The sequence below is a fragment of the Citreicoccus inhibens genome, assembly GCF_019039035.1.
Taxonomy (GTDB): Bacteria; Myxococcota; Myxococcia; order Myxococcales; family Myxococcaceae; genus Citreicoccus; species Citreicoccus inhibens.
The window spans coordinates 31246-51525 of sequence record NZ_JAHNZT010000012.1 but is presented as its reverse complement, the minus strand read 5'-3'; the positions used below and the strand labels follow the sequence as shown (position 1 = coordinate 51525).

Annotated in this window: 13 protein-coding genes; 9 read left to right on the top strand and 4 right to left on the bottom strand. The window is 68.9% G+C overall.

The genetic code is table 11. The annotated features are described in order from the left end of the window. Positions 1–58: 58 nt before the first annotated feature. Positions 59–2476 carry a serine/threonine-protein kinase gene (locus KRR26_RS16400; RefSeq protein WP_217080273.1) on the bottom strand — a complete coding sequence of 806 codons (2418 nt, stop codon included), beginning with the start codon at positions 2474–2476 and terminating at the stop codon, positions 59–61. A gap of 221 nt (positions 2477–2697) precedes the next feature. Between KRR26_RS16400 and KRR26_RS16395 the strand changes: the two genes are divergently transcribed. From KRR26_RS16395 to KRR26_RS16365, 7 genes are all read left to right on the top strand, one after another. Then, complete coding sequence (locus KRR26_RS16395) at positions 2698–3321, top strand: TetR/AcrR family transcriptional regulator (protein WP_217080272.1); 624 nt, start codon at positions 2698–2700, stop codon at positions 3319–3321. A 53-nt stretch (positions 3322–3374) separates the two neighbouring features. Beyond that, entirely contained in the window at positions 3375–4691 is a 1317-nt protein-coding gene (locus KRR26_RS16390; protein ID WP_236068684.1) for a TolC family protein, read from the top strand. 48 nt (positions 4692–4739) lie between these two features. Then, a complete protein-coding gene (locus tag KRR26_RS16385) occupies positions 4740–5804 on the top strand; it encodes an efflux RND transporter periplasmic adaptor subunit (RefSeq protein ID WP_158611486.1) in 1065 nt (354 codons plus the stop codon). Positions 5805–5843: 39 nt separating this feature from the next. Beyond that, on the top strand, positions 5844–9032 hold the full coding sequence (locus KRR26_RS16380; protein ID WP_120206613.1) for an efflux RND transporter permease subunit: 3189 nt from the start codon (positions 5844–5846) through the stop codon (positions 9030–9032). A 243-nt stretch (positions 9033–9275) separates the two neighbouring features. Next, positions 9276–12908, top strand: coding sequence for a Calx-beta domain-containing protein (locus tag KRR26_RS16375; protein WP_217080270.1), 3633 nt, complete (start codon positions 9276–9278; stop codon positions 12906–12908). A 182-nt stretch (positions 12909–13090) separates the two neighbouring features. Beyond that, complete coding sequence (locus KRR26_RS16370; RefSeq protein WP_120206615.1) at positions 13091–14383, top strand: AHH domain-containing protein; 1293 nt, start codon at positions 13091–13093, stop codon at positions 14381–14383. Between the two features lie 109 nt (positions 14384–14492). After that, entirely contained in the window at positions 14493–14987 is a 495-nt protein-coding gene (locus KRR26_RS16365; RefSeq protein WP_236068683.1) for an imm11 family protein, read from the top strand. Positions 14988–15012: 25 nt separating this feature from the next. Here KRR26_RS16365 and KRR26_RS16360 read toward each other — a convergent pair whose 3' ends face one another. Beyond that, on the bottom strand, positions 15013–15618 hold the full coding sequence (locus tag KRR26_RS16360; protein WP_217080268.1) for a hypothetical protein: 606 nt from the start codon (positions 15616–15618) through the stop codon (positions 15013–15015). Between the two features lie 105 nt (positions 15619–15723). Continuing rightward, positions 15724–16092 carry an ATP-binding protein gene (locus KRR26_RS16355; protein WP_217080267.1) on the bottom strand — a complete coding sequence of 123 codons (369 nt, stop codon included), beginning with the start codon at positions 16090–16092 and terminating at the stop codon, positions 15724–15726. A 207-nt stretch (positions 16093–16299) separates the two neighbouring features. Here KRR26_RS16355 and KRR26_RS16350 point away from each other — a divergent pair, with 207 nt between their 5' ends. Both KRR26_RS16350 and KRR26_RS16345 read left to right on the top strand, forming a co-directional pair. Further along, complete coding sequence (locus tag KRR26_RS16350; protein ID WP_236068682.1) at positions 16300–17361, top strand: hypothetical protein; 1062 nt, start codon at positions 16300–16302, stop codon at positions 17359–17361. A gap of 47 nt (positions 17362–17408) precedes the next feature. Continuing rightward, entirely contained in the window at positions 17409–19307 is a 1899-nt protein-coding gene (locus KRR26_RS16345; protein WP_120206618.1) for a ribonuclease R family protein, read from the top strand. Positions 19308–19309: 2 nt separating this feature from the next. Here the strand turns inward: KRR26_RS16345 and KRR26_RS16340 are convergent, their stop codons facing one another. Further along, positions 19310–19840: a YkgJ family cysteine cluster protein gene (locus KRR26_RS16340; RefSeq protein WP_328707153.1), complete on the bottom strand. Its 531-nt coding sequence runs from the start codon at positions 19838–19840 to the stop codon at positions 19310–19312. Between the last annotated feature and the right edge of the window lie 440 nt (positions 19841–20280).

The following is a 20280-nucleotide window of genomic DNA, read 5'->3' as shown; positions in this document are numbered from 1 at the left end:
AGGGCAGTGGCCCTGGAATGTCCTTCCTACGGACGGCGCGCCCGCCCATTGCGCCCGGCTATTGGGCCTCGAGCATGCCCAGGGGGACGCGCACCGCGGTGGTGTCCCCGGACTTGATCTCCACCGCCAGCTTGAGCGGCCGGCCACCGCCGTTCACCAGCTTCAGGCTGTGCTTCCCAGCGGGCAGGGACAGCTTGAACAGCGGCGTCTCTCCCAGGGCCCGCCCGCTCAGGTACACCGTGGCGGGGGGCTCGGTGACGAGCGTCAGGAACCCGGGGGGGGCGTTCGGGTCGGCGGCGGGCTCCGAGTCCCGGGCCTTGGCTCGGCGGACGGGGCTCCGGGGCTTCTTCGCGGTCCGGGGCTCCGCCTCGGCGACGGGCTCCGCGGGGGCCGCTTCAACCGGGGCGGACTCCGCGGCGGGAGGCGCCTCGGTGGGGGTGGCTTGCGCGGGTGCGGCCTGGGCCGCGGTGGCCACCACGGCCACGGCGGTGGGCGTCTCGGGAACCGGCGCATCCGGAGGCGTGGGGTGGGCGGCCGAGTCGTCGGCGGGAGCAGGCGTGCGCGCGGGCTTCTGGGCGACCCGAGAGGTCGGGGGGGCGATCGCCTCGGGCGGGGCCTCGTGGCTGGCATCCCCGCCCATTCCCAGGGCCACGCCACCCAGCACGAGGAGGGCCACCCCCACGCCTCCCATGATGAGCCAGGGGGAGCGCCGCGGCGGGGGAGGACGGGGGACCTGGATGCGCGCGTGGGTGTGACTGCGCGGGCTGCTCGTCGCGGGAGGAGGTGCCTGCTCGGCCTCTTCGACCGCGTAGCGGGACTGCGGCCGCATGGGCTCGGTGATGCGGCCGCTGCTCGACTCGGACGCCGCCTCCACGGGCGTCGTGGGCCGGCGCTTGGGCGCGGGGCGACGCAAGCCCGAGGGCGACTCGGCAGACAGCTCTCCCGACGGTGACGAGGGCAGCCGCACCACGGCGGTGTGATCGCTGCGCGGCTCGGGAGGCGCGGCCACGCGCACGGAGTCCGAGGTGAGGGAGCGCGAGGAGCGAGGCGGTGGGGGAGGCTCGGCGGAGATGACCTCGCGAGTCGCCGCGCGGGGCCGAGGCGCGAACACCGTCTCCCCCTCTCGATGGCCCGAGGCTCCCGCGCCGTTGCCCGGTGGCCGCTGGGGCTGCTCCGAGGAGAGGGCGGGGGTGTTGGGCTGCGTGCGAGCCAGCGACTCGGGCGTGGGCTGGGGTGGGGGCGGGGCCTCCACGGGCTGCGCCGGGGGACGCACGCGCTTGCCGGGAGGGGACAGCACGGCCTGATGCGCCGCGGCGTCCACGCTGGCGGTCGGCCGACGAGGCGCGGGCGGGCGAGACGGGGGCGCGGACTTCGTCGCGGCGGCGGGGCGTGCCGTGGGCGGGCGCCCCGAGGTGCTGCCGGGCTCCGGGCTCTCCACGCTGCCCTGGGTGAGCCGCTGCACCACGCTGGTCTCGCCCCCCTCGATGGGCGTGCCGCTGGCGAGGAGCTGGCGGGTCTGCTCGCGCCGGTCCGCGAACAGCCGCCGCATCAGCTCGCTGCTCTGCTCCGGGTGCCAGATGAGCGGGCCCACCGCGCGCTCCAAGGCGCGGGCGAACTCGAGCGTGGTCGCGTAGCGGTCCTCCCGGCGCTTGGACAGCGCCTTGAGGACGATGGCGTCCAGCTCGGGCGGCACGGCGCGGTTGATGCGAGAGGGCGCGGTCACCTCACAGCGCAGCACCGCGTTGAGCATGGCGTCGGCCTGCTTCGCGTAGAACAGCCGCATGCCGGTGAGGCACTCGTGCAGCACCACGCCCAGGCTGAACAGGTCGCTGCGCGCGTCGAGCGGCTCGCCCAGCACCTGCTCGGGGGACATGTAGCCGCTGGTGCCCTTCACCATGCCCACCGCGGTGCGGCTGGCGCTCGCCAGGCTCTTGGCGATGCCGAAGTCGAGCAGCTTGGTGACGCCCTCGTACGTCACCATGATGTTCTTCTCGGCGATGTCCCGGTGGATGACGGGCGAGGGGTGACCCAGCGGGTCCGTGAAGGTGTGGGCGTAGTGGAGCGCCACCGCCGTGTCGCGCACCGCCATGAGGCTGAACCCCATGGGGATGGACTCGTTCACGCCCCGCACCGCGCGGGCCACCTCCACCAGCGTGGCGCCCGGCACGAACTCCATGGCGAGGAACAGCTCTCCCTCCGCCACGTCCAGGTCGTAGACCTGCGCGATGTGCGGCTGGTTGAAGGCGCCGGTGACCTTCGCCTCGTCCAGGAACATCCGGACGAACTCCTCCTCGCCACGGATGTCCGGGAGGATTTGCTTGAGCACCACCAGCTTGCGGAAGCCACCCAGGCCCCGCAGGGACGCGAGGAAAATCTCCGCCATCCCGCCCGTGGACAGGCGGCAGAGCACCTCATACTTGCCCAACTGCCGGCCCTGGAATCCCTCCAGCGCGAGCGGCAACGTCGTCCCAGCCATCGGAACCCGAGAATCTACACCGTCATCCGGATGGACGCGAAAGACCGGCCACTGGCAGGTATTTACGGAAGTTCAATACTTGCTTGAGAAGCGTGAAGTGACTTCCCGGATGAGCGTGAAGCCAGGATTAAGAAATGTGTCGGGGAAGGCCTCGCCCTTGTGCCGGGGGGAGTGCCGGGCTATCTCTTTGCGCGGAAATTGAGTCCCCGCTCAGGAATACCATGGCGCGTCCACCCTCCATCCGCGACGAAGACATCCTCGGGGCGGCCCGCGAGGTCTTCCTCGCGCAGGGGGTGAGGGCCACCACGGCCGCCGTCGCCGAGCGGGCCCGGGTGTCCGAGGGCATCATCTTCCGCCGCTTCAAGACCAAGGAGGGCCTGTTCCGCGCCGCGCTCCAGCCGGAGCTGGAGGAGCCCCTGGAGGTGGTGGAGCTGCCGTCGCGCGTGGGCCAGGGCACGGTGGTGGACAACCTCCATGACGCCTGCGTGGCGCTCATCGGGTTCCTGAAGGTGCGGGTGCCCTACATGATGATGGCCTGGTCCAACCCCGGGCCGAGCGGCCTCCCGGTGGCTGTCGAGCGGGGGGAGCACCCCGGCTCCAAGGTCTCCCAGGCCGTCACCGACTACATCCAAGGAGAGGTGGAGCGCGGGCGCGTGCGCCCCATGGACCCCGCCCTCTTCGCCCACGCCCTCATCGGCGGGGTGATGAACTACGTGATGGGTCAGATTCTCCGCCTGCCCGGCGCCGAGGCCCGAACGCGCAGCGCCCCCGTCTTCGTCCGCCAGTTCCTCGACCTGCTGATGAATGGAGCCCACCCCCCGGGCTCCCCCGCCCCGCCAGGCTGAGCGCCTCCCTTCCCACCTCCTTCACGCATCTCCTCTACGTCGAGTTAATGAGTATGAACTCAATTATCAGGGCGTTCGCGCTCGCGACGCTGTCCTTGTCTGGGAGTGCCTTCGCGCTCCAGCCGCTGGAGTCCTTCGTGCGGGCCGCGCACGAGGGCAGTCCGGACAACCTGGAGGCTCGGGCCAGCCTGGCGCAGCAGCAGGCGCAGGCGGACGCGGTGCTGGGCGGCGCGCTGCCGGGGCTGTCCGCGCGCGGCACCTACACGCGCAACCAGTACGCCACGGAGCTGGACCTCAAGCTGGACCCGAACGCGCCGCCCGTGCACGCGGTGATAACCCCGCTGAACCAGTTGGACGGCACCCTCACGTTGAACGTCCCGCTGGTGGACCTGGCCCGCTTCCAGCGCATCGGGGCGGCCCGCACCGGCGCCACGGCGGCCGAGCACCAGACGCGCGCCACGCACCTCCAGGTGGAGGCCAACGTGACGCAGGGGTACTACCAACTGGTCGCCAACGGCGCGCTGGTGGATGCCTCGCGGCGCGCGCTGGACGTGTCGCGCGAGAGCCTGCGGCTGACCGAGGCCCGCTTCGGCGCGGGCACGGCCGCCGCGCTGGACGTGGACCGGGCCCAGGCGGAGGTGGAGCGGCAGGTGCAGCAGCTCGCCTCGGCGGAGCTGGGGCTGACGCTGTCGGCGCGCACGCTCCAATCGCTCACGGGCCTGACGCCGGAGTTGGAGAACCTGGCCTCGGCGGCGGTGCAGGATGACCTGCACACGGAGCCGTCGCTGGAGACCTTCGTCCCGCAGGACGCCCAGCTGCCGCTGCTGGCCGCCTCGCTGTCCCTCACCGAGGCCGCCGAGAAGCAGGCGCGGGCCCAGCGGCTCACGCTGCTGCCCACGCTGTCCGGCAGCGTCACCGAGCGCTTCACCAACGCGGCGGGCTTCTCCGGGCACAGCGCGCAGTACCAGGCGCTCCTCAACCTGAACTGGGCGCTGGACTACACGACCTTCGCCAACATCCGCGTGCAGGACGCGGCCGCCTCGGTGGCCAAGGCGCGCGAGGAGCGCACCCGCCGCGCCACGCATGACGCCATCCACCGCGCGTGGAGCCAGGTGAACGCGAACATCGCCAAGAGCCGCTCGGCGCGCGCGCAGGTCCAGGCGAGCAACCACGCCTCCGAACTGGCGCTGGACCGCTACCAGGTGGGCGCCACCACGCAGCTCGACCTGCTCCAGGCCCAGCGCGACGCCTTCAGCGCGGAGGTGTCCCGCATCCAGGCCGACGCGGAGCTCGCCAACGCCCGTCTGCAGCTTCGTCTGGCCGCGGGCCAGGACCCCTTCTCCACCCCCCCTGCTCCCAGCGGCTCCTGAAGCCCCCTTCGAAACCCTCCTCCGATGCCCTTCTTTGAAAGGAATCACATGAACGCCCCTGTCTCCCGGGTCTGCGTGCTCGCCGTGCTGTCCCTCACCGCCTGCTCGCGTCAGCAGGCCGAGCCGCCCGCCGCGCCGCCGCCTCCCGCCATCCACGTGGACACCCTCACCGTGGAGTCCCGTCCCATGCCGCGCGCGCTCGCGCTCACCGGCTCGCTGGTGTCCAACCAGCAGTCGGACGTGGCCGCCAACGCCACCGGCATCGTCATCAAGACCTTCGTCGAGCGCGGCGCCTTCGTGAAGGCTGGCACGCCGCTCGTTCAACTCGACACGCGCGGCGCCGTGCTGACCCAGGCCGAGGCGCGCGCCAACCTGGGCAACGTCCAGGCCCAGCAGGAGCTGGCCCAGGCGCAGTGCGACCGCTACCAGAAGCTGCTCGACAAGGGCGCCATCAGCCGCGACGAGTGGGACCGCATCTCCACGCAGTGCAAGGCCGCCAGCGGCAGCGCGGATGCGGCGCGCGCTCGGGCGGACCTGGCCCAGAAGACGCTCAATGACTCCATCGTCCGCGCGCCCTTCGCCGGCATGGTGGGCGAGCGCTTCGTGAGCGTGGGCGAGTACGTGCAGCCCAGCACCAAGGTCGCCAGCGTGGTGGAGCTGGAGCCCCTGCGTCTACAGCTCACCGTGGGCGAGGCGGACCTGGGCCAGCTCCAGGATGGCCAACAGGTGGCCTTCGACGTGGTGGCCTTCCCCGGGCAGGTCTTCACCGGGGCGGTGAAGTACATCGGCCCGTCCGTGCGCGCGAACACGCGCGACCTGGTGGTGGAGGCGGTGGTGCCCAACACGGACCGCAAGCTGCGGCCGGGCATGTTCGCCACGGCGCACCTTCAGCTCACCGAGCAGCCGCTGCCCACCGTGCCGCGCACGTCGCTGGTGACCGAGGGCACCACGCACCGGCTGTTCACGGTGGTGGACGGGCACATCGAGGAGCGCGTGGTGCAGACCGGGCCAGAGCGCGACGGCATGGTGGCGGTGCTCGACGGGCTGAAGAACGGCGAGCACGTGGTCAACCAACCCGGAGCCCAGGTGAAGGACGGCACGCCGGTCAACTGACCGCGCGCGCCCCTTCGCCTTCACCCAGGAGCAATCGCCATGCAATGGCTTGCCAATCTCGCCGTGCGCCGCGCCGTGTTCGCGTCGGTGCTCATGATTGCCATCGTCGTCGTGGGCATCGCCGGGTACTTCAACCTGGGCGTGGATGCCTTCCCCAAGATTGACTTCCCGGTCGTCACCGTCACCACGCGGCTCGACGGCGCGTCGCCCGAAGTCGTCGAGTCCGAAATCACCGAGAAGATTGAAGAGGCGGTCAACACCATCTCAGGCATCGACGAGATGCGCTCCACGTCCAGCAACGGCGTGAGCCAGGTGTTCATCACCTTCGTGTTGGACAAGAGCATCGACGTGGCGGCGCAGGACGTGCGCGACCACGTGTCCACCGCGCTGCCCAACCTGCCCAAGGACATTGACCAGCCCATCATCACGAAGCTGGATCCAGATGCCTCGCCCATCCTCTACATCTCCCTCAAGAGCCCCAAGACGGGCAGCATCCGCGAGGCCACCGAGCTGGCCGACAAGCGCATCAAGCGGGAGATTGAGAACGTCCCGGGCGTGGGTGAGTTGGCCATCGTCGGTGGGCGGCAGCGGCAGGTGAACGTCTGGTTGGACACCGAGGCGCTGCGCTCGCACGGCGTCACCGCGGCGGACGTGCAGCGCGCCCTGGCCAGCCAGAACCTGGAGGCCCCGGGCGGCACCATCCAGACGGGCCCGCGTGACCTGACCCTGCGCGTGCAGGGCCGCGTGGAGTCCGTGGAGCAACTGGGCCGCATCGTCATCCGCAACGTCGCGGGGCACCCCTTGCGCGTGCAGGACGTGGCGCGCGTGGAGGACGGCCAGGAGGAGGAGCAGACCGCGGCGCGGCTGGACGGCGAGCCCACGGTGGTGCTGTCCGTGCGCAAGCAGAGCGGTGAGAACACCGTGGCGGTGGTGAAGTCGGTGCGCGAGCGCTTGAAGAAGGTGGAGCAGCTGCTGCCCCCTGGCTACACGCTGGAGGTGGTGCGCGACACGTCCGGCACCATCCAGACGCAGGTGAGCGCGGTGAAGGAACACCTGATGCTGGGCGCGCTCTTCTCCGCGCTCGTGGTGCTCCTGTTCCTGGGCAACGTGCGCTCCACCATCATCGCGGCGCTCGCCATCCCCATCTCCATCATCGGCACGTTCGCGCTGATGTGGATTCAGGGCTTCACGCTCAACATCATCACGCTGCTGGCGCTCGCGTTGGCGGTGGGCATCGTCATCGACGACGCCATCGTGGTGTTGGAGAACATCGTCCGGTTCATCGAGGAGAAGAAGCTCAAGCCCTTCCCGGCCTCCATCCTCGCCACGCGAGACATTGGCCTCGCGGTGCTCGCCACCACGCTGAGCCTCATGGCGGTGTTCCTGCCGGTGGCCTTCATGAGCGGCATCGTGGGCCGCTTCCTCAAGGGCTTCGGCCTCACCATGGCGTTTGCCATTGGCGTGTCGCTGTTCGTGTCCTTCACGCTCACGCCCATGCTGGCGGCGCGCTGGTTGGACCCCGCGCCGGAGAGCGGCCACGCGAAGAAGACGGTGCTCCAGAAGTTGGTGGACCGCTTCTACCAGCCCATCGAGAACGTCTACATGGTGATGCTGCGCTATGTGATGCGCCAGCGCTGGGTGGTGGTGATTGCGTGCGTGGCGGCGCTGGGCTCGTGCGTGCCCCTGTTCAAGGCGGTGCCCACCAGCTTCCTGCCGCCCAACGACGAGGCCAACTTCGAGATCAACATCCGCGCTCCCGAGGGCACCAGCCTCCAGTCCACGCTCGTCACCGCGGAGCGCATCGCCCGCGAGACGCGCCGGCTGCCGGGCGTGCAGCACACGCTGGTCACCATTGGTGACAACGCGCAGCGCACGCCCAACGTGGCCAAGGTGTACGTGCGACTGGTGGAGCCGTCGGCCCGCGTGCAGACGCAGCAGCAGCTCGCGGCCCGCGCGCGCCGGGACATCGTGGCCAAGCAGCCCAAGGAGCTGCGCATCGACGTGTCGGACGTGAGCGCGTTCAACTCGGGCTCGTCGTCCAAGTCGGTGCAGTACATCCTCAACGGGCCGGACCTGAACAAGCTGGCCGAGTACAGCCAGCGCGTGGTGACCGAGCTGCGCAAGGCGCCGGGCGCGGTGGACGTGGACTCCAGCCTGGTGCTCGGCAAGCCCGAGGTGCGGGTGCACGTGCTGCGCGACAAGGCGGCGGACCTGGGCGTGCAGGTCTCCGACATCTCCAATGCCTTGCGCCTGTTGGTCGGTGGGCTGGAGGTGTCCACGTACCAGGACGGCGGTGAGGACTACGACGTGCGCATCCGCGCGCAGGAGACGGACCGCAGCCGGGTGGAGGCCATCAGCCTGATGACGGTGCCGTCCAGCAAGCTGGGCACGGTGCCGCTGCGCGACGTGGTGGAGCTGCGCGAGGGAACGGGCCCGTCGGAGATCAGCCGCCTCAACCGCCGCCGCCAGGTGACCATCGCCTCCAACGTGCAGCCGGGCATGGGCGAGAGCGTGGTGTCTGGGAGCCTGGAGAAGATCATCAAGGCGCAGAACCTGCCGCCGGGCTACGCGGCGCAGCCCACGGGCCGCTCGCGCGAGATGGGACGCACCGCCGTCTCCTTCGTCACGGCGTTCGCCCTGTCCTTCATCTTCATGTACCTCATCCTGGCGGCGCAGTTCGAAAGCTGGCTGCACCCGCTGACCATCCTCGTGTCGCTGCCGTTGACGGTGCCCTTCGCGCTCTTGTCCCTGCTCATGCTGGGACAGACGTTCAACCTCCAGTCCGCGCTCGGCCTGCTGGTGTTGTTTGGCGTGGTGAAGAAGAACTCCATTCTTCAGGTGGACCACACCAACAACTTGCGAGCCAAGGGCATGACTCGCGCCGAGGCCATCCTCGAAGCCAACCGCGACCGTCTGCGCCCCATCCTCATGACGACGGTGGCCTTCGTGGCCGGCATGGTGCCGCTCGTCACGTCGCAGGGCATTGGCGCCGGCTTCAACCGCGCCACGGCCGGCATCGTGGTGGGTGGCCAGACGCTCTCGCTGCTGCTCACGCTGCTCGCCACGCCGGTCATCTACTCGTTGCTGGATGACGTGGTGCTGTGGGTGCGTGGCCGCCGCGCGGGCCGCAACCCGGTGGACCGCGGTGAGAAGGAGCTGGCTCACCTGGAGACGTCAGAGCCCGAAGCCATCACCCCGGAGACGCCGGCCGCGTCCGGCGCGCTCTGATGCAGGGCCCGGGCTCCACGTCCACGGTGGAGCCCGGCGGCTGGCCGGTGAAGCTTGAGGAGTGCTCCCCACGACCTGGGGAGCGCTGACCTCGCTTCCGCACCTCGGGGTGAGAGCGATTGCCGCGCCCCGCCCTGACTCCATCCATGGCCCGAAGCTTGCCTTTCGGGCGCCGCTTCTCGACCCCGCGGACAGCGGGCTCAGCGGAGGATGGCTGTGTCACCAGAAAGAAGTTTGCAGACGGTGTTGCTCGGTGGAGCGCTCCTGTGGAGCGTGGGCACTGCTCAGGCGCAATCCCATGCGACGGGTCTGAAGCCCATGGACGCCGAGGAAGTCGCTCGGCTGCGAGCCGAGGGACAGGCCATTCATCAGGTCCTGCCCAACCGCGTGGCGTGGGAGCGGGTGAATGCGCAGCGTCAGGCCCGCGGGCTCCGCGCGCTGGCGGTGCCCACTGCGGCGTTGGGGCAGGAGACGGTGGTGGGAGACGCGAAGGCGCCCGAGTCCCTCACCGCGTTCTCCGCGAGCGCGCTGCCGACGCACGTCGACAACAGCGCGTTGGATTTCTTTCCGCCCATTCGCAGCCAGGGCTCGCTCGGCTCGTGCGTGGCGTGGGCCACGACGTACTACCAACTCAGTCACAACACCGCGTTGGCGAATGGCTGGGACGCGAAGCACAGCGTGGACAACAGCCGGTTGTTCTCACCGAAGTGGACGTACAACTTCATCAACAACGGCGAGGACGCGGGCAGCTACTTCTCCGCTGCGTACTCGCTGCTGCGCTACCAGGGAGCGACGTCGTGGGCCACGCTCCCGTATGACTCCAACTACACCGCGTGGCCGTTGGACCCAGCCGTGTGGCGAGGGGCCTTGTCGTACCGGACGAACCCGGTGCAGGTGATTTATCAGGCGAGCACTCCGGCAGGGCTCCAGCAGGTGAAGGAGCTGCTCACCAACGGCTACGTGCTGGTCTATGGCACGTACATCACGTCGTGGCAGAGCATGGCCATCAAGGATGATCCGGCCACGCCGGATGACAATGCCTACGTGGGCAAGTCGGTGACGTATTGGTTGAACGGGTTCGTGGGCTCCCACGCCATGACCATCGTCGGCTACGACGACGACATCTGGACGGACATCAACAAGAACAACGTGGTGGATCCGGGTGAGAAGGGCGCGCTGCGCATCGCCAACTCATGGGGCACCAGCTGGAACGAGGGCGGCTTCACGTGGCTGGCTTATGATGCGCTGCGCTCGGTGTCCGCCGTCTCGGGTGGGCCCACCACGGGGCGCGTGGCCGCGTTCCAGAGCGACGTCGTCTATCACCTGGCCGTTCGCCCCGGTTACACGCCGACCTACGTGGCCGAGTTGACGGTGAACCATGCGAAGCGAGACCAACTCCTGTTCTCGCTGGGTATGTCGGACCCGGCGTCAGGTGTGCCGTCGGTCTGGAACTCGACGGCGTTCACCTATGCGGGTGGGGCGCGGTCCTTCAATGGTTCCACCACCGCCGCGGTGGACGGTCCGCTGGTGTTTGACTTCACGGAGTGGGTGCCGGCCTCGCTCGCGCCTCGGAGCTTCTACGTGAAGCTGTATGACCGGACGACGGGTGACCCGGCGGTGGTGAAGTCTCTCAAGGTGGTGGACAGCGCCACGGGCGGAACGGCGGTGGTCAGTACGGACACACCCGTGACGGTGGACATGGGCACGGGCTCCGTGCACGCGGACTTTACGCCCACGAATCACCGCCCGGTCATCTCGAGCGCGAGCCCGGTGGGGCGCGTGAAGCTGGCACCGGGCGGGAGCGTGGCGTTGCAAGTGAATGCCTCGGATGCGGATGGACAAGCCCTGTCGTATGCGTGGAGCGTGGACGGCGTGGTCGTGGCGGAGAGCACGTCTGTGTTCAGCTATTCTCCCGCCGTCGTGGGGCCGCACTCGGTGCGCGTCGTTGTCTCGGATGGCGTGGGTGGCAGCACGGCGCAGGTGTTCAACGTGGTGCTCAACGCGAAGCCGCTGGCCACCAGCCAGAGCCTGACGCTGACGGAGGACAGCACGAAGGGCGTGGCGCTCACGGCGTTCGACGCGGATGGGGATCCGCTCTCGCTGACGGTAGTGGATGCTCCCGCGCATGGCTCGCTGTCGGGGCCGTTGCCCAGCCCGTTGTACCGGCCCGAGGCGAACTTCTTCGGCTCGGACAGCTTCACGTTCCTGGCGAACGATTGGACGGAGGACTCGCCGCTGGCTGTGGTGACGCTCAACGTGACGCCGGTCAACGACGCGCCCACGGCTCGCATCACGTCGCCGGTGAATGGTGTGTCCATTCCGGCACCGGGGACGGTGACCCTCGACGTGGCGGCGTCCGACGTGGAGGGCCCTATCGCGAAGGTGGAGCTGTACCAGGGCGGCGTGAAGATCGCGGAGTCCATGACCGAGCCCTACCGCTTCACGGTGGAGGGGCTGGTGGCGGGCAGCTATGGCTATGTCGCGAAGGCGTATGACGGCACGGGGCTGGTGACCGCGTCCTCGACGGTGACGGTGAATGTGCTGGCGCCCACCGTCAGCGTGGGCGTCAGCGATGCCACTGCATCCGAGCCGGGCACGGACACAGGTCGGTTCCTGATTGGTCGCTCGGGGGGCGCGGCGGGGCAGGTGTTGACGGTGGGGTACACGCTCACGGGCACGGCGGCGAACGGCGTGGACTTCGCGCCGCTGTCGGGCACGGTGACGCTGGGCGCGGGAGTGACGTCCGTGAATGTGGATGTGCTGCCGGTGGACGATGCGCTGGTGGAGGGCAAGGAGACGGTGGTGCTGACGCTGTCGCCGGACGCCACGTACAAGGTCGGCACCGTGTCGAGCGGCACCGTCACGCTGCTGGACAATGAGCAAGCGGTCGTCACGGTGGCGATGGCGGACTCGGTGGCGTCCGAGCCGGGCACGGATACGGCGAAGTTCACCGTGACGCGCACGGGTCCCACCACGGCGCCGCTGACGGTCCACTACGCGATGAGCGGAACGGCCACGGTGGGGGCGGACTACGTGGACCCGTCTGGCACGGTGACGATTGGCGCGGGGCTGGTGTCCGCGCCGGTGGTGTTGACGCCGCTGGATGATGCGCTGGTGGAGGGGCGCGAGACGGCGGTGCTGACGTTGCAGGAGGACGCGGCCTATCAGGTGCACACCTCCGCGTCGGCCACTGCGTACCTCCTGGACGACGAGATGCCGGTCATCACGCTCTCGGCGACGGACGCCACGGCCGCGGAGCCCTCGGACCCGGGTGTGTTCACCGTGACGCGCACGGGGCCCACGGAGGATCCGCTGACGGTGCTGGTATCGGTCAGCAGCACGGCGACGGCGGGGAGCGACTATCAAGCGCTGCCCTCGTCGGTGGTCATCCCAGCAGGCGCCGCGTCCGCGACGTTGGCGGTGCAGCCCGTGGATGACGCGCTGGTCGAGGGCCGTGAGACGGTGACGCTGACGCTGGTGGCGGATGCGGCGTACCAACTGACGCCCACCGTGGCGAGCACCGTGTATCTCTATGATGACGAGAAGCCGGAGCTGCGGCTCTCGGTGACGGACGGCTCGGCGTCCGAGCCGGGGACGAACGTCGGCATGTTCACGGTGACGTCGGTGCCCGCGCCCTCGATGGACCTGAGCATCCCGCTCACGGTGGCGGGGACGGCCACGTCGGGCACGGACTACGTGGCCATCAGCACGCCACTGACGTTGTCCGCGGGCGTGTCATCGGTGACGGTGACGGTGACGCCGCTGGATGACACGGTGAAGGAGTCCACGGAGACCGTCGTGCTGACGATCCCCGCGGGGACGACGTACACGCTGGGCACCGCGAGCGGCACCGTGTCATTGACTGACAATGATTGACGCGTGAAACGCACTCCACCGCCGCGCTCGAAAGGGCGTGGCGGTGGGAGGCCGCCGTTACCCGAGCGTTGTCTATCAAACCCTGTAGAGGGCGCGCGGAGGCGTCGTGTTGAGGGTGGATGAACCAAGAAGGAGGATGTTTGTGAACGTGGCTTGAGGACTGCGCTGCGTCGGGGGGATGCATGCGATGGGTTGGCTTGGTCGCGTTATCGCTCTTCATGAGCGCGTGTGCGACGGCCCGTGTCGTCCACGTTGACGTTGGAGACGGCAGGCAGTTGGTCCACGAGTCCGTGGAAGTCGATCCGGTCGAAGTGAGTGAAGCGGAGTTCAAGTCGACCCTCACTCGGCTCATCCTCGACCTGCGGATGGAGGTTGCGTTCCGCGAAGCCGATGCGGTGGACCAGCAAGGCTGGGTGCGTTCCAGGACGTTGCTCGCCTCTTCGAAGGGAGTCGCGGATTCAGGGGCTGGGGCGTCTCTGGAGTCGCTGTCCTCGCGCATCTGCCCAGACGGTGACGAGTGTTTGACCCTGGTGAGCGGGACGGGGCTGACGTTCTCGCGCAAGGACCGGACGTTGATGGCGCTATCCTTCGCGCTCGATACCGTCTGGGAGAGCGTCGAAGTGGAGGTTGGGAAGGCGCTGAACCCCACGGTGCTCAAGGCCATGGTGACCTCTGCCGCGCTGACCGTGCTCCTGACGATGGCCTTGCCCGAGCCTGTCACCAAGGTCATCGCGGTGGCCTTGACGGCGGCGATGGTGGCCTATCTGGGCATCGTGCCGGTCTGGGAGATGGGCCGAGGCTTCGTGCGCCTGTGGGACGACGCGGAGAAGGCCACGAGCGTCATCGCGTTGCAGGACATCGGGCATCGGTTTGGAAAGGTGCTGGGGACGAACGGGACGCGAGTCCTCGTGCTGGTCGTCATGGCCGCCTTGGGTGGCAAGAGCGCGATGGCATCCCAGGGCCCGAGGCTCCCCGGCTTCTCCCAGGCCGCGCTTCGAGCGCAGGCCGAGGCGGGCTTCCAACTGGGAGCGGCCATGAATGGCGGGGTGGCGTCCATCGCCATGCCGGCCGCGGGCGTGCTGAATGTGGTGCTGGCTCCGGGCGCTGTGGCGGCCCTCGCGATGTACTCGGAGGGGCGAATCCCTGGAGATGAGGAGGGGCCGGTTCATCACATCTGCACGGACAAGAACCTCATCTCCAGTGCGACGGGTGGCCCATGGACTCCGAGATGCGAGGACGTCTTCAAGAAGGCGGGGATGAGCCTCGAAGATGTCGCGAACAAGGTGCGAATTGATGGGCACAAAGGACCGCACCCAGAGGAGTACCACGAGAAGGTGGTGCTTCGTCTGGAACAAGCGGTGTCGCGCTGTAGATCCACGGAGACGTGTCGGTCCAGTTTGATGAATGAACTGGCCAAGATTGCCAATGACCTTCTGACGCGGGGCTCCGAGTTGCGCAGTCTCATTGTGAAGTAGGAGAGGCAGGATGGGACGTCACTTCTATTGGGTAGGAATCGCGGGCGTGCCTCAATGGGTTCTTAGAACGCCGGGGCCAGCGGCCGGTGGGACATTCGACGAACCATGGATGTTCGCGGACGGCCGCATGCTTCCAGCTCTCGGTCCGATGCAGGCCGAAGTTGCGCACCGGGGTACACGGCGCAGTTTCGTACTCTCTGGGATAGAGCAAGCCCCCATCGTCAGTGAGGCGGTCGCTCACGTCTTCAGGACCTTGGCGTCAGATGATGTGCAGTTGCTCCCGATGACTATCGCCGGGGAGTCCGAACCGTACTTCGTCGTCAATGCAACCAAGGTGATTGATGCCATCGACGAGGCACGGTGCAGCGAGGTGCACCACTATGACAAGGACAGTCACCCCCCTGAGTTCGCAGGGGAGTACAACTGGATCTACGGACTGCGAATCGACCCAGCGAAGACCGAGGGTGCTCAAGTCTTCCGGCTGAAGAAGTTCAAGGTGGCGTTCATCGTGTCGGAGGACATCAAGGACGCGCTCGAACGGGTCGGGAACCTGGGGGTTTCATTCGATCCGGTCACGCAGCCCGACGAGCGATACGCTCATTAGGGCTGCGCGGCCATCGAGGCGCGCGTTACGCGGAGGAGGGGACGCGCCCCGTGGAGCTGGCCACGGCCTTCACGAAGCCTGCTTGCACCGCGGCGCGGTTGAGCTGCTCGAAGGCCTCCTGGTAGGCCGGGTGGGTGAACGCGAAGACGATGCCCTCGATGGCGCCGTCGAGGAAGCGGCGGTTCAACCGCTGAATCAACACCGGCTGGTAATAGCTGCTCTGCCGAGGCTGAGGCCGATGGCGCAGGAAGTACAACGCGCTGAGCCCTCCGCCCGCGAGCAGCGAGATGAGGAGCAGGTTGTCCGCGAGGAAGGGCATCTCCAGGTTCCCTGAGTCCGCGAAGATGAGGATGCCGGTCGCGATCGCCGCTGAGACCATGAGCCCAATCAGAACCTTGTTCGCCAGGGTCAGCGGCCGGCGCTTCAGGGAGGGCTCGCAGTCCACGCAGACAGTCAGGGGCAGCTTGAAGGTCAGCTCGGTTCCTCCCACCAGGAGGTACGTGGACTTGCGCGTGTCTTGGGGCTGCTGGCGCAACGCCTCGCGCGTGCCGCAGTTGGCGCAGCAGGTGGTGGGGAAGGCGAAGTCGAACCCCTCCGCGAACTTCACGGCCCCCAGACTGACTTGATGCATGCATGTGCTCCGAGCGAACCGCGTTCCGGTAGACCCGACATAGCCCAGGTCCCCAGGGGGTACGCAAAGCACGGCGCCGTCATCCGGAGGAGGGCAGGCACTCCGCTACGCCGCGAGATCCTTGTACATCTGGACCTCGAAGCCCGCGCCGCCCCGGAACGCGAAGGCGACATCGTCCATCAGCGTCTTCATGAGCAGCACGCCTCGCCCCGCGTCCTGGAAGGAGCTTGCCTCGGGCGTGAAGCCCTTGCCCTCATCCGCCACGCGCACCGTCAGCCGCGAGCCCGCCAGCGTCATGCTCAGGTGGACCTGCTTGCCCGGGTCAAAGGCATTGCCATGGCGGATGGCATTGATGACGCACTCGCTGACGGCCAGACACATCCCAAAGGAGTGTCTGCCATAGCCCGAGTCCTCGCAGAGGCCTCGCACGGCGTCCTCCGCCTGAACCACATCCTCCAGAGAACCTTGAAGCACGAGGTCGACCTGTCGCGATGGATGGACCATGCGCGGAAGCCATCACGAGCCCTCGCGCACTGTCGAGCGCGACGCGGCCATCTGCCCGCCAGTGAACCGAATCCTCCGACGCCAGGGCGTGCGAGAATTCACGGAGGCTTCTCAGTTTCGAACGGGCACGCGCCGTTCACCGAGAGCCCCGCGAGGCCGCGGTCTATAGGGGGCTCGATGGGCCCTTCGAGTCCAAGCAAGACATGGCGCGCGTGGGCCCATGGCATCGGGCTGGTGCTCGCCGTGTGCGGCGCGAGCCCGGCGTGGGGCTCCGGATGGGAGGTGGAATACGACGCGCCCGCGACCCTCTTCATGGACCGCAGCTACCTCTTCGTCTCGCCCAGCAAGATTCACCGCGCGGGAGACCCCGAGTCACCCACGCCGCTGCTGTTCGAGTCTTGGATTGCCCCCAACCTCTTCCTGCCCCAGCTTCATTACGGAGACTTTCGCGGCAAGGGCGGCGAGTACTTCCTGTCCCTCGTGCTCACCCCCGCCATCCGCCTGCGGATGCTGAGCACGGACAGCAGCCCCGTCATCCCGCCGTCCTTCCTTCCCAAGCTCACCTTCCAGGTGGCGCACCTGCGGCTGTTGCCCGGTTCCTCTGGCGAGAACGCGCCCACGCGGGGCCTGGCGCTCGCGAGCCACGTCATCATCGGCCACTACTCCAACGGACAGGATGGTTGCTTCTACGGCAACCAGACGGGGACGGATCCCCACTGCACACCCGAGGAGGGACAGCTCCCGCTCAACGAACTCACCGGCAGCTTCTCCACCAACCTCCTGCGTTTGGAGTTGTGGGCCCTGCTGGCCATGGACGTGTCGCCGAACCTCGACAACGCGTGGCTCCTGGGGGGCCGTGCCTATTGGGAGTTCAACGCCGCCGTGGGCCCGGGCGGCATCTCCGGCGAGCAGCGCGCCGTCTATGGCAACGGGCACTGGGGCCTGTCGTGGGTGGGCGAGCGCATGTGGCACCAGCACCGCTTCCGCGCGGAGGCCCTGCTCTCATGCCCCTACGGAGAGACGCCTCGGCAGGGCGCCACGCTGGCGTTGGAGGTGGCCGCGAACCCTCGCTGGGGCGCGGGCTTCGGCCTCTTCGCGCGCTACGTGCACGGACAGGACTACTACAACATCCTGTTCCTCGAGCGCGTGAACCTCTGGCAGTTCGGGCTCGTCTTCGAGCTGAACCCCAACGCGAGCCTCAAGGCCTCGACGGAGGGCAGGCCCCCCGGCTTCCAGTGAGGGGAGCGGTGACGAAGGGCCCGTGTTCTGCGCTAGGAAGGGAGCCCATGGAGATTCCTTCCGGTTCCACGCGCGCCGTCACGGGCCGCGTCGACGTGCATCCCCGCGGCTTCGGCTTCCTCACCGTGAACCTTCCTGACTCCGCGGAGGTGCTGTCCGCCTTCATCCCGCCGCCGGAGCTCAACGTCCTGTTCGCCGGCGATGTCGTGTCCGCCACGGCGACCGCGGGCGCGGATGGGCGATGGACCGCGAGCGGCCTGTCGCTCGTCGAGCGCACGCGCACGGACGTCTATGGTGAGGTGGTGCTGCGCAAGGGCGCGGCGTACCTGCGCATCGACCGCGAGGTGGCCAACTCGGATTGGCTCCTGGAGACCGACGGCGCCGAGGTGCAGTCCGGCGACGCGGTGGTGGCGCGCATCGCCGACGGCAAGGTGACGCTGCGCTACAAGGTTGCGCCGGGTGAGGACCGCTCGTTGGAGCGAGTGATTGTGCGGCACGGCCTGCGCCGCGACTTCTCCCCCGAGGTCGAGGAGGAGGCCCAGCGCGCGCACACCCAGCCCCACGCCCTGGGCCCGCGCCGCGACCTGCGCGCCATCCCCACCGTCACGGTGGACGCGCCGTCCACCCGCGACATCGACGATGCCATCTCCGTGTTGCCCGCCGGCCCGGATGGGGCGCTGCGCCTGCTGGTGTCCATCGCGGACGTGAGCGAGTACGTGACGGAGGGCTCGGCGCTGGACACCGAGGCGCGAGCGCGCGCCACGAGCGTGTACCTGGCGGGCCGCGTCCTGCCGATGCTGCCGGAGACGCTGTCCGCGCACTGGCTGAGCCTGGTGCCTCACGAGGAGCGGCGCTGCCTCACGGTGGAGCTGCGCATCGACCCGGATGGCCGCGTCACCGCCGCGGACGTGTACGAGAGCCTCATCCGCTCCTGGGCGCGGCTGAACTACGACGAGGTGGCCGCCTTCCTGGACTCAGGTGAGGTCTCCGAGCCCATGGCCCCGGTGCGCGACGTGATGCCCTGGTTCCGGTTGGCGGCGGCGAGATTGGCGGTGGCGCGCGCGGCCCGCGGCGGGATGGAGCTGGCGCGCGAGGAGGCGCGCTTCACGTTCGACGTGGCCACGGGCGCGGTGTCTGGACTGAAGAGCGAGCCGCCCACCTCCGCGCACGCGATGATCGAGCGCTTCATGGTGGCGGCGAACGAGGCCATCGCCGTGTGGCTCATGACGCGCGGCTCGCCCACGGTGTACCGCGTGCACGAGCAGCCGGATCCGCAGCGGGTGAGTGACCTCAACGCCTTCGCGCTGCACTCGGGCTTCGCGGCGGGGTTCGGCGCGGAGCTGACGCCGCTGGCCCTGGCCGCGTTCGACCGGCAGATTGCCGGCTCCCAGGCGGAGGCCGCGCTGCGCTCGGTGCTGCGCCGCTCGCTGGGCTACTCGTACTACACGGTGAAGCCGGGCCGGCACTTCGGGCTCGCGGCGCCGCTGTACCTGCACTTCACGTCGCCCATCCGCCGGTACGCGGACCTCGCGGTGCACCGGACGCTCAAGCGCTACCTGCGCGGCCAGCGCGACTTCGTGCATGAGGACCCCGCGCTGGAGCAACTCGCGCAGCACATCAACCAGCGGGCCCGCGCGGCGGCGCGCGCCGAGACCGATAGACACCACGCCCTGGAGGCGCGGTGGATGGCGAGCCGCCTGGGCCAGCAGTTCCCCGCGCGCGTGGTGCGCGTGAAGCCGTTCGGCATGGTGGTGCAGTTGGACGGCATGCTGGTGGAGGGCATGGTGCCCGCGGACGGACTGCCCCAAGGGCCCTACCGTCCGGACGCGCGCGAAATCTCCCTGGTGGGCAAGTCGCGCACGTTCACCGTGGGCATGCCGGTGAAGGTGAAGGTGGTGTCCACGGACGAGCCGCTCGGCCGCGTGGAGCTGGCGCTGGCGGAGTGACGTCAGCCGCCGTGGCCGAAGCGCCCCTGGAAGTGACGGACGAGGAAGGCGTCCGCGCGATCGCGCGCCTCCTGCGCTTCTGGGGACAGCGCGGAGGTGCCGGGTGCGCGTCCCGCCTGCCGCGCGCGCTGCATCACCGCGCGCGGCTCGCCGGGCCGCGGCGGGGGGAGCGCGCGGGCCACCGCGTCCACGAGCGCGTGGGTCTGGTCCACCACCCCGAGCGCCTCGTCGAGTGACACCTCACCCTCCGCGAGCGCGCTCAGCAGGTGGCAGCGATAGCGGCGGCAGCTCTCGGGGCGCTCCGCGTACACGGTGCAGTGGCGACCCTCCAGCGCGGCGCAGTGCTGCGCGAGGGCCGGGGAGCCGTCAGCCCGCTCGACGAGCGGCACGCCCCGCTGGCGCAGGGGCTCCACCTCGGAGGGGCGCACCGCGACGGTGGTGAAAAGGGTCCCGTCACAGCACAGGCCACAGCGGAGGCAGAGGGTGGAGAGCGGCATCGCGCCCGGAATAACGCGCCGCGCGCGGCGAGTCATCCCACCCGAAGTGTTCACCACTTCACGGCTCGCCGGGTTTGGACATCCAATGTCCCAGGTGGGTAGGCATTGCCCTCCCTCCCAGGTCTTCACTGCCAGACACAGTGGACCCGTCCTCGGGACGGGCGAACTGTTCCCCGTGGACGCGGTACGCGCCTCGCCGCGCGCCATGCGCTCGCGTGCATGCGTGCCTTATATAGAGGACGCCGCTGGGGGAGCGGCGCCCGGAGCGAGGGACGCTCGCCGCGCTCGTCACCCCTGTTTCAGTGTCGCGCACCGCGCATCGCGTCGCGGGTGAGGGCGTGGGCGGGTGGGCGGAGACCCGAGGTGGAAGGGGAGCGACTCTGTGACGTTTCTGGAACTCCGCTGTCCATGAGTAGGAAGTCCGGGGGGCCAAGCGGCCAATCCGTGACACTCGAAACGTAGCGGAAAGACGCATG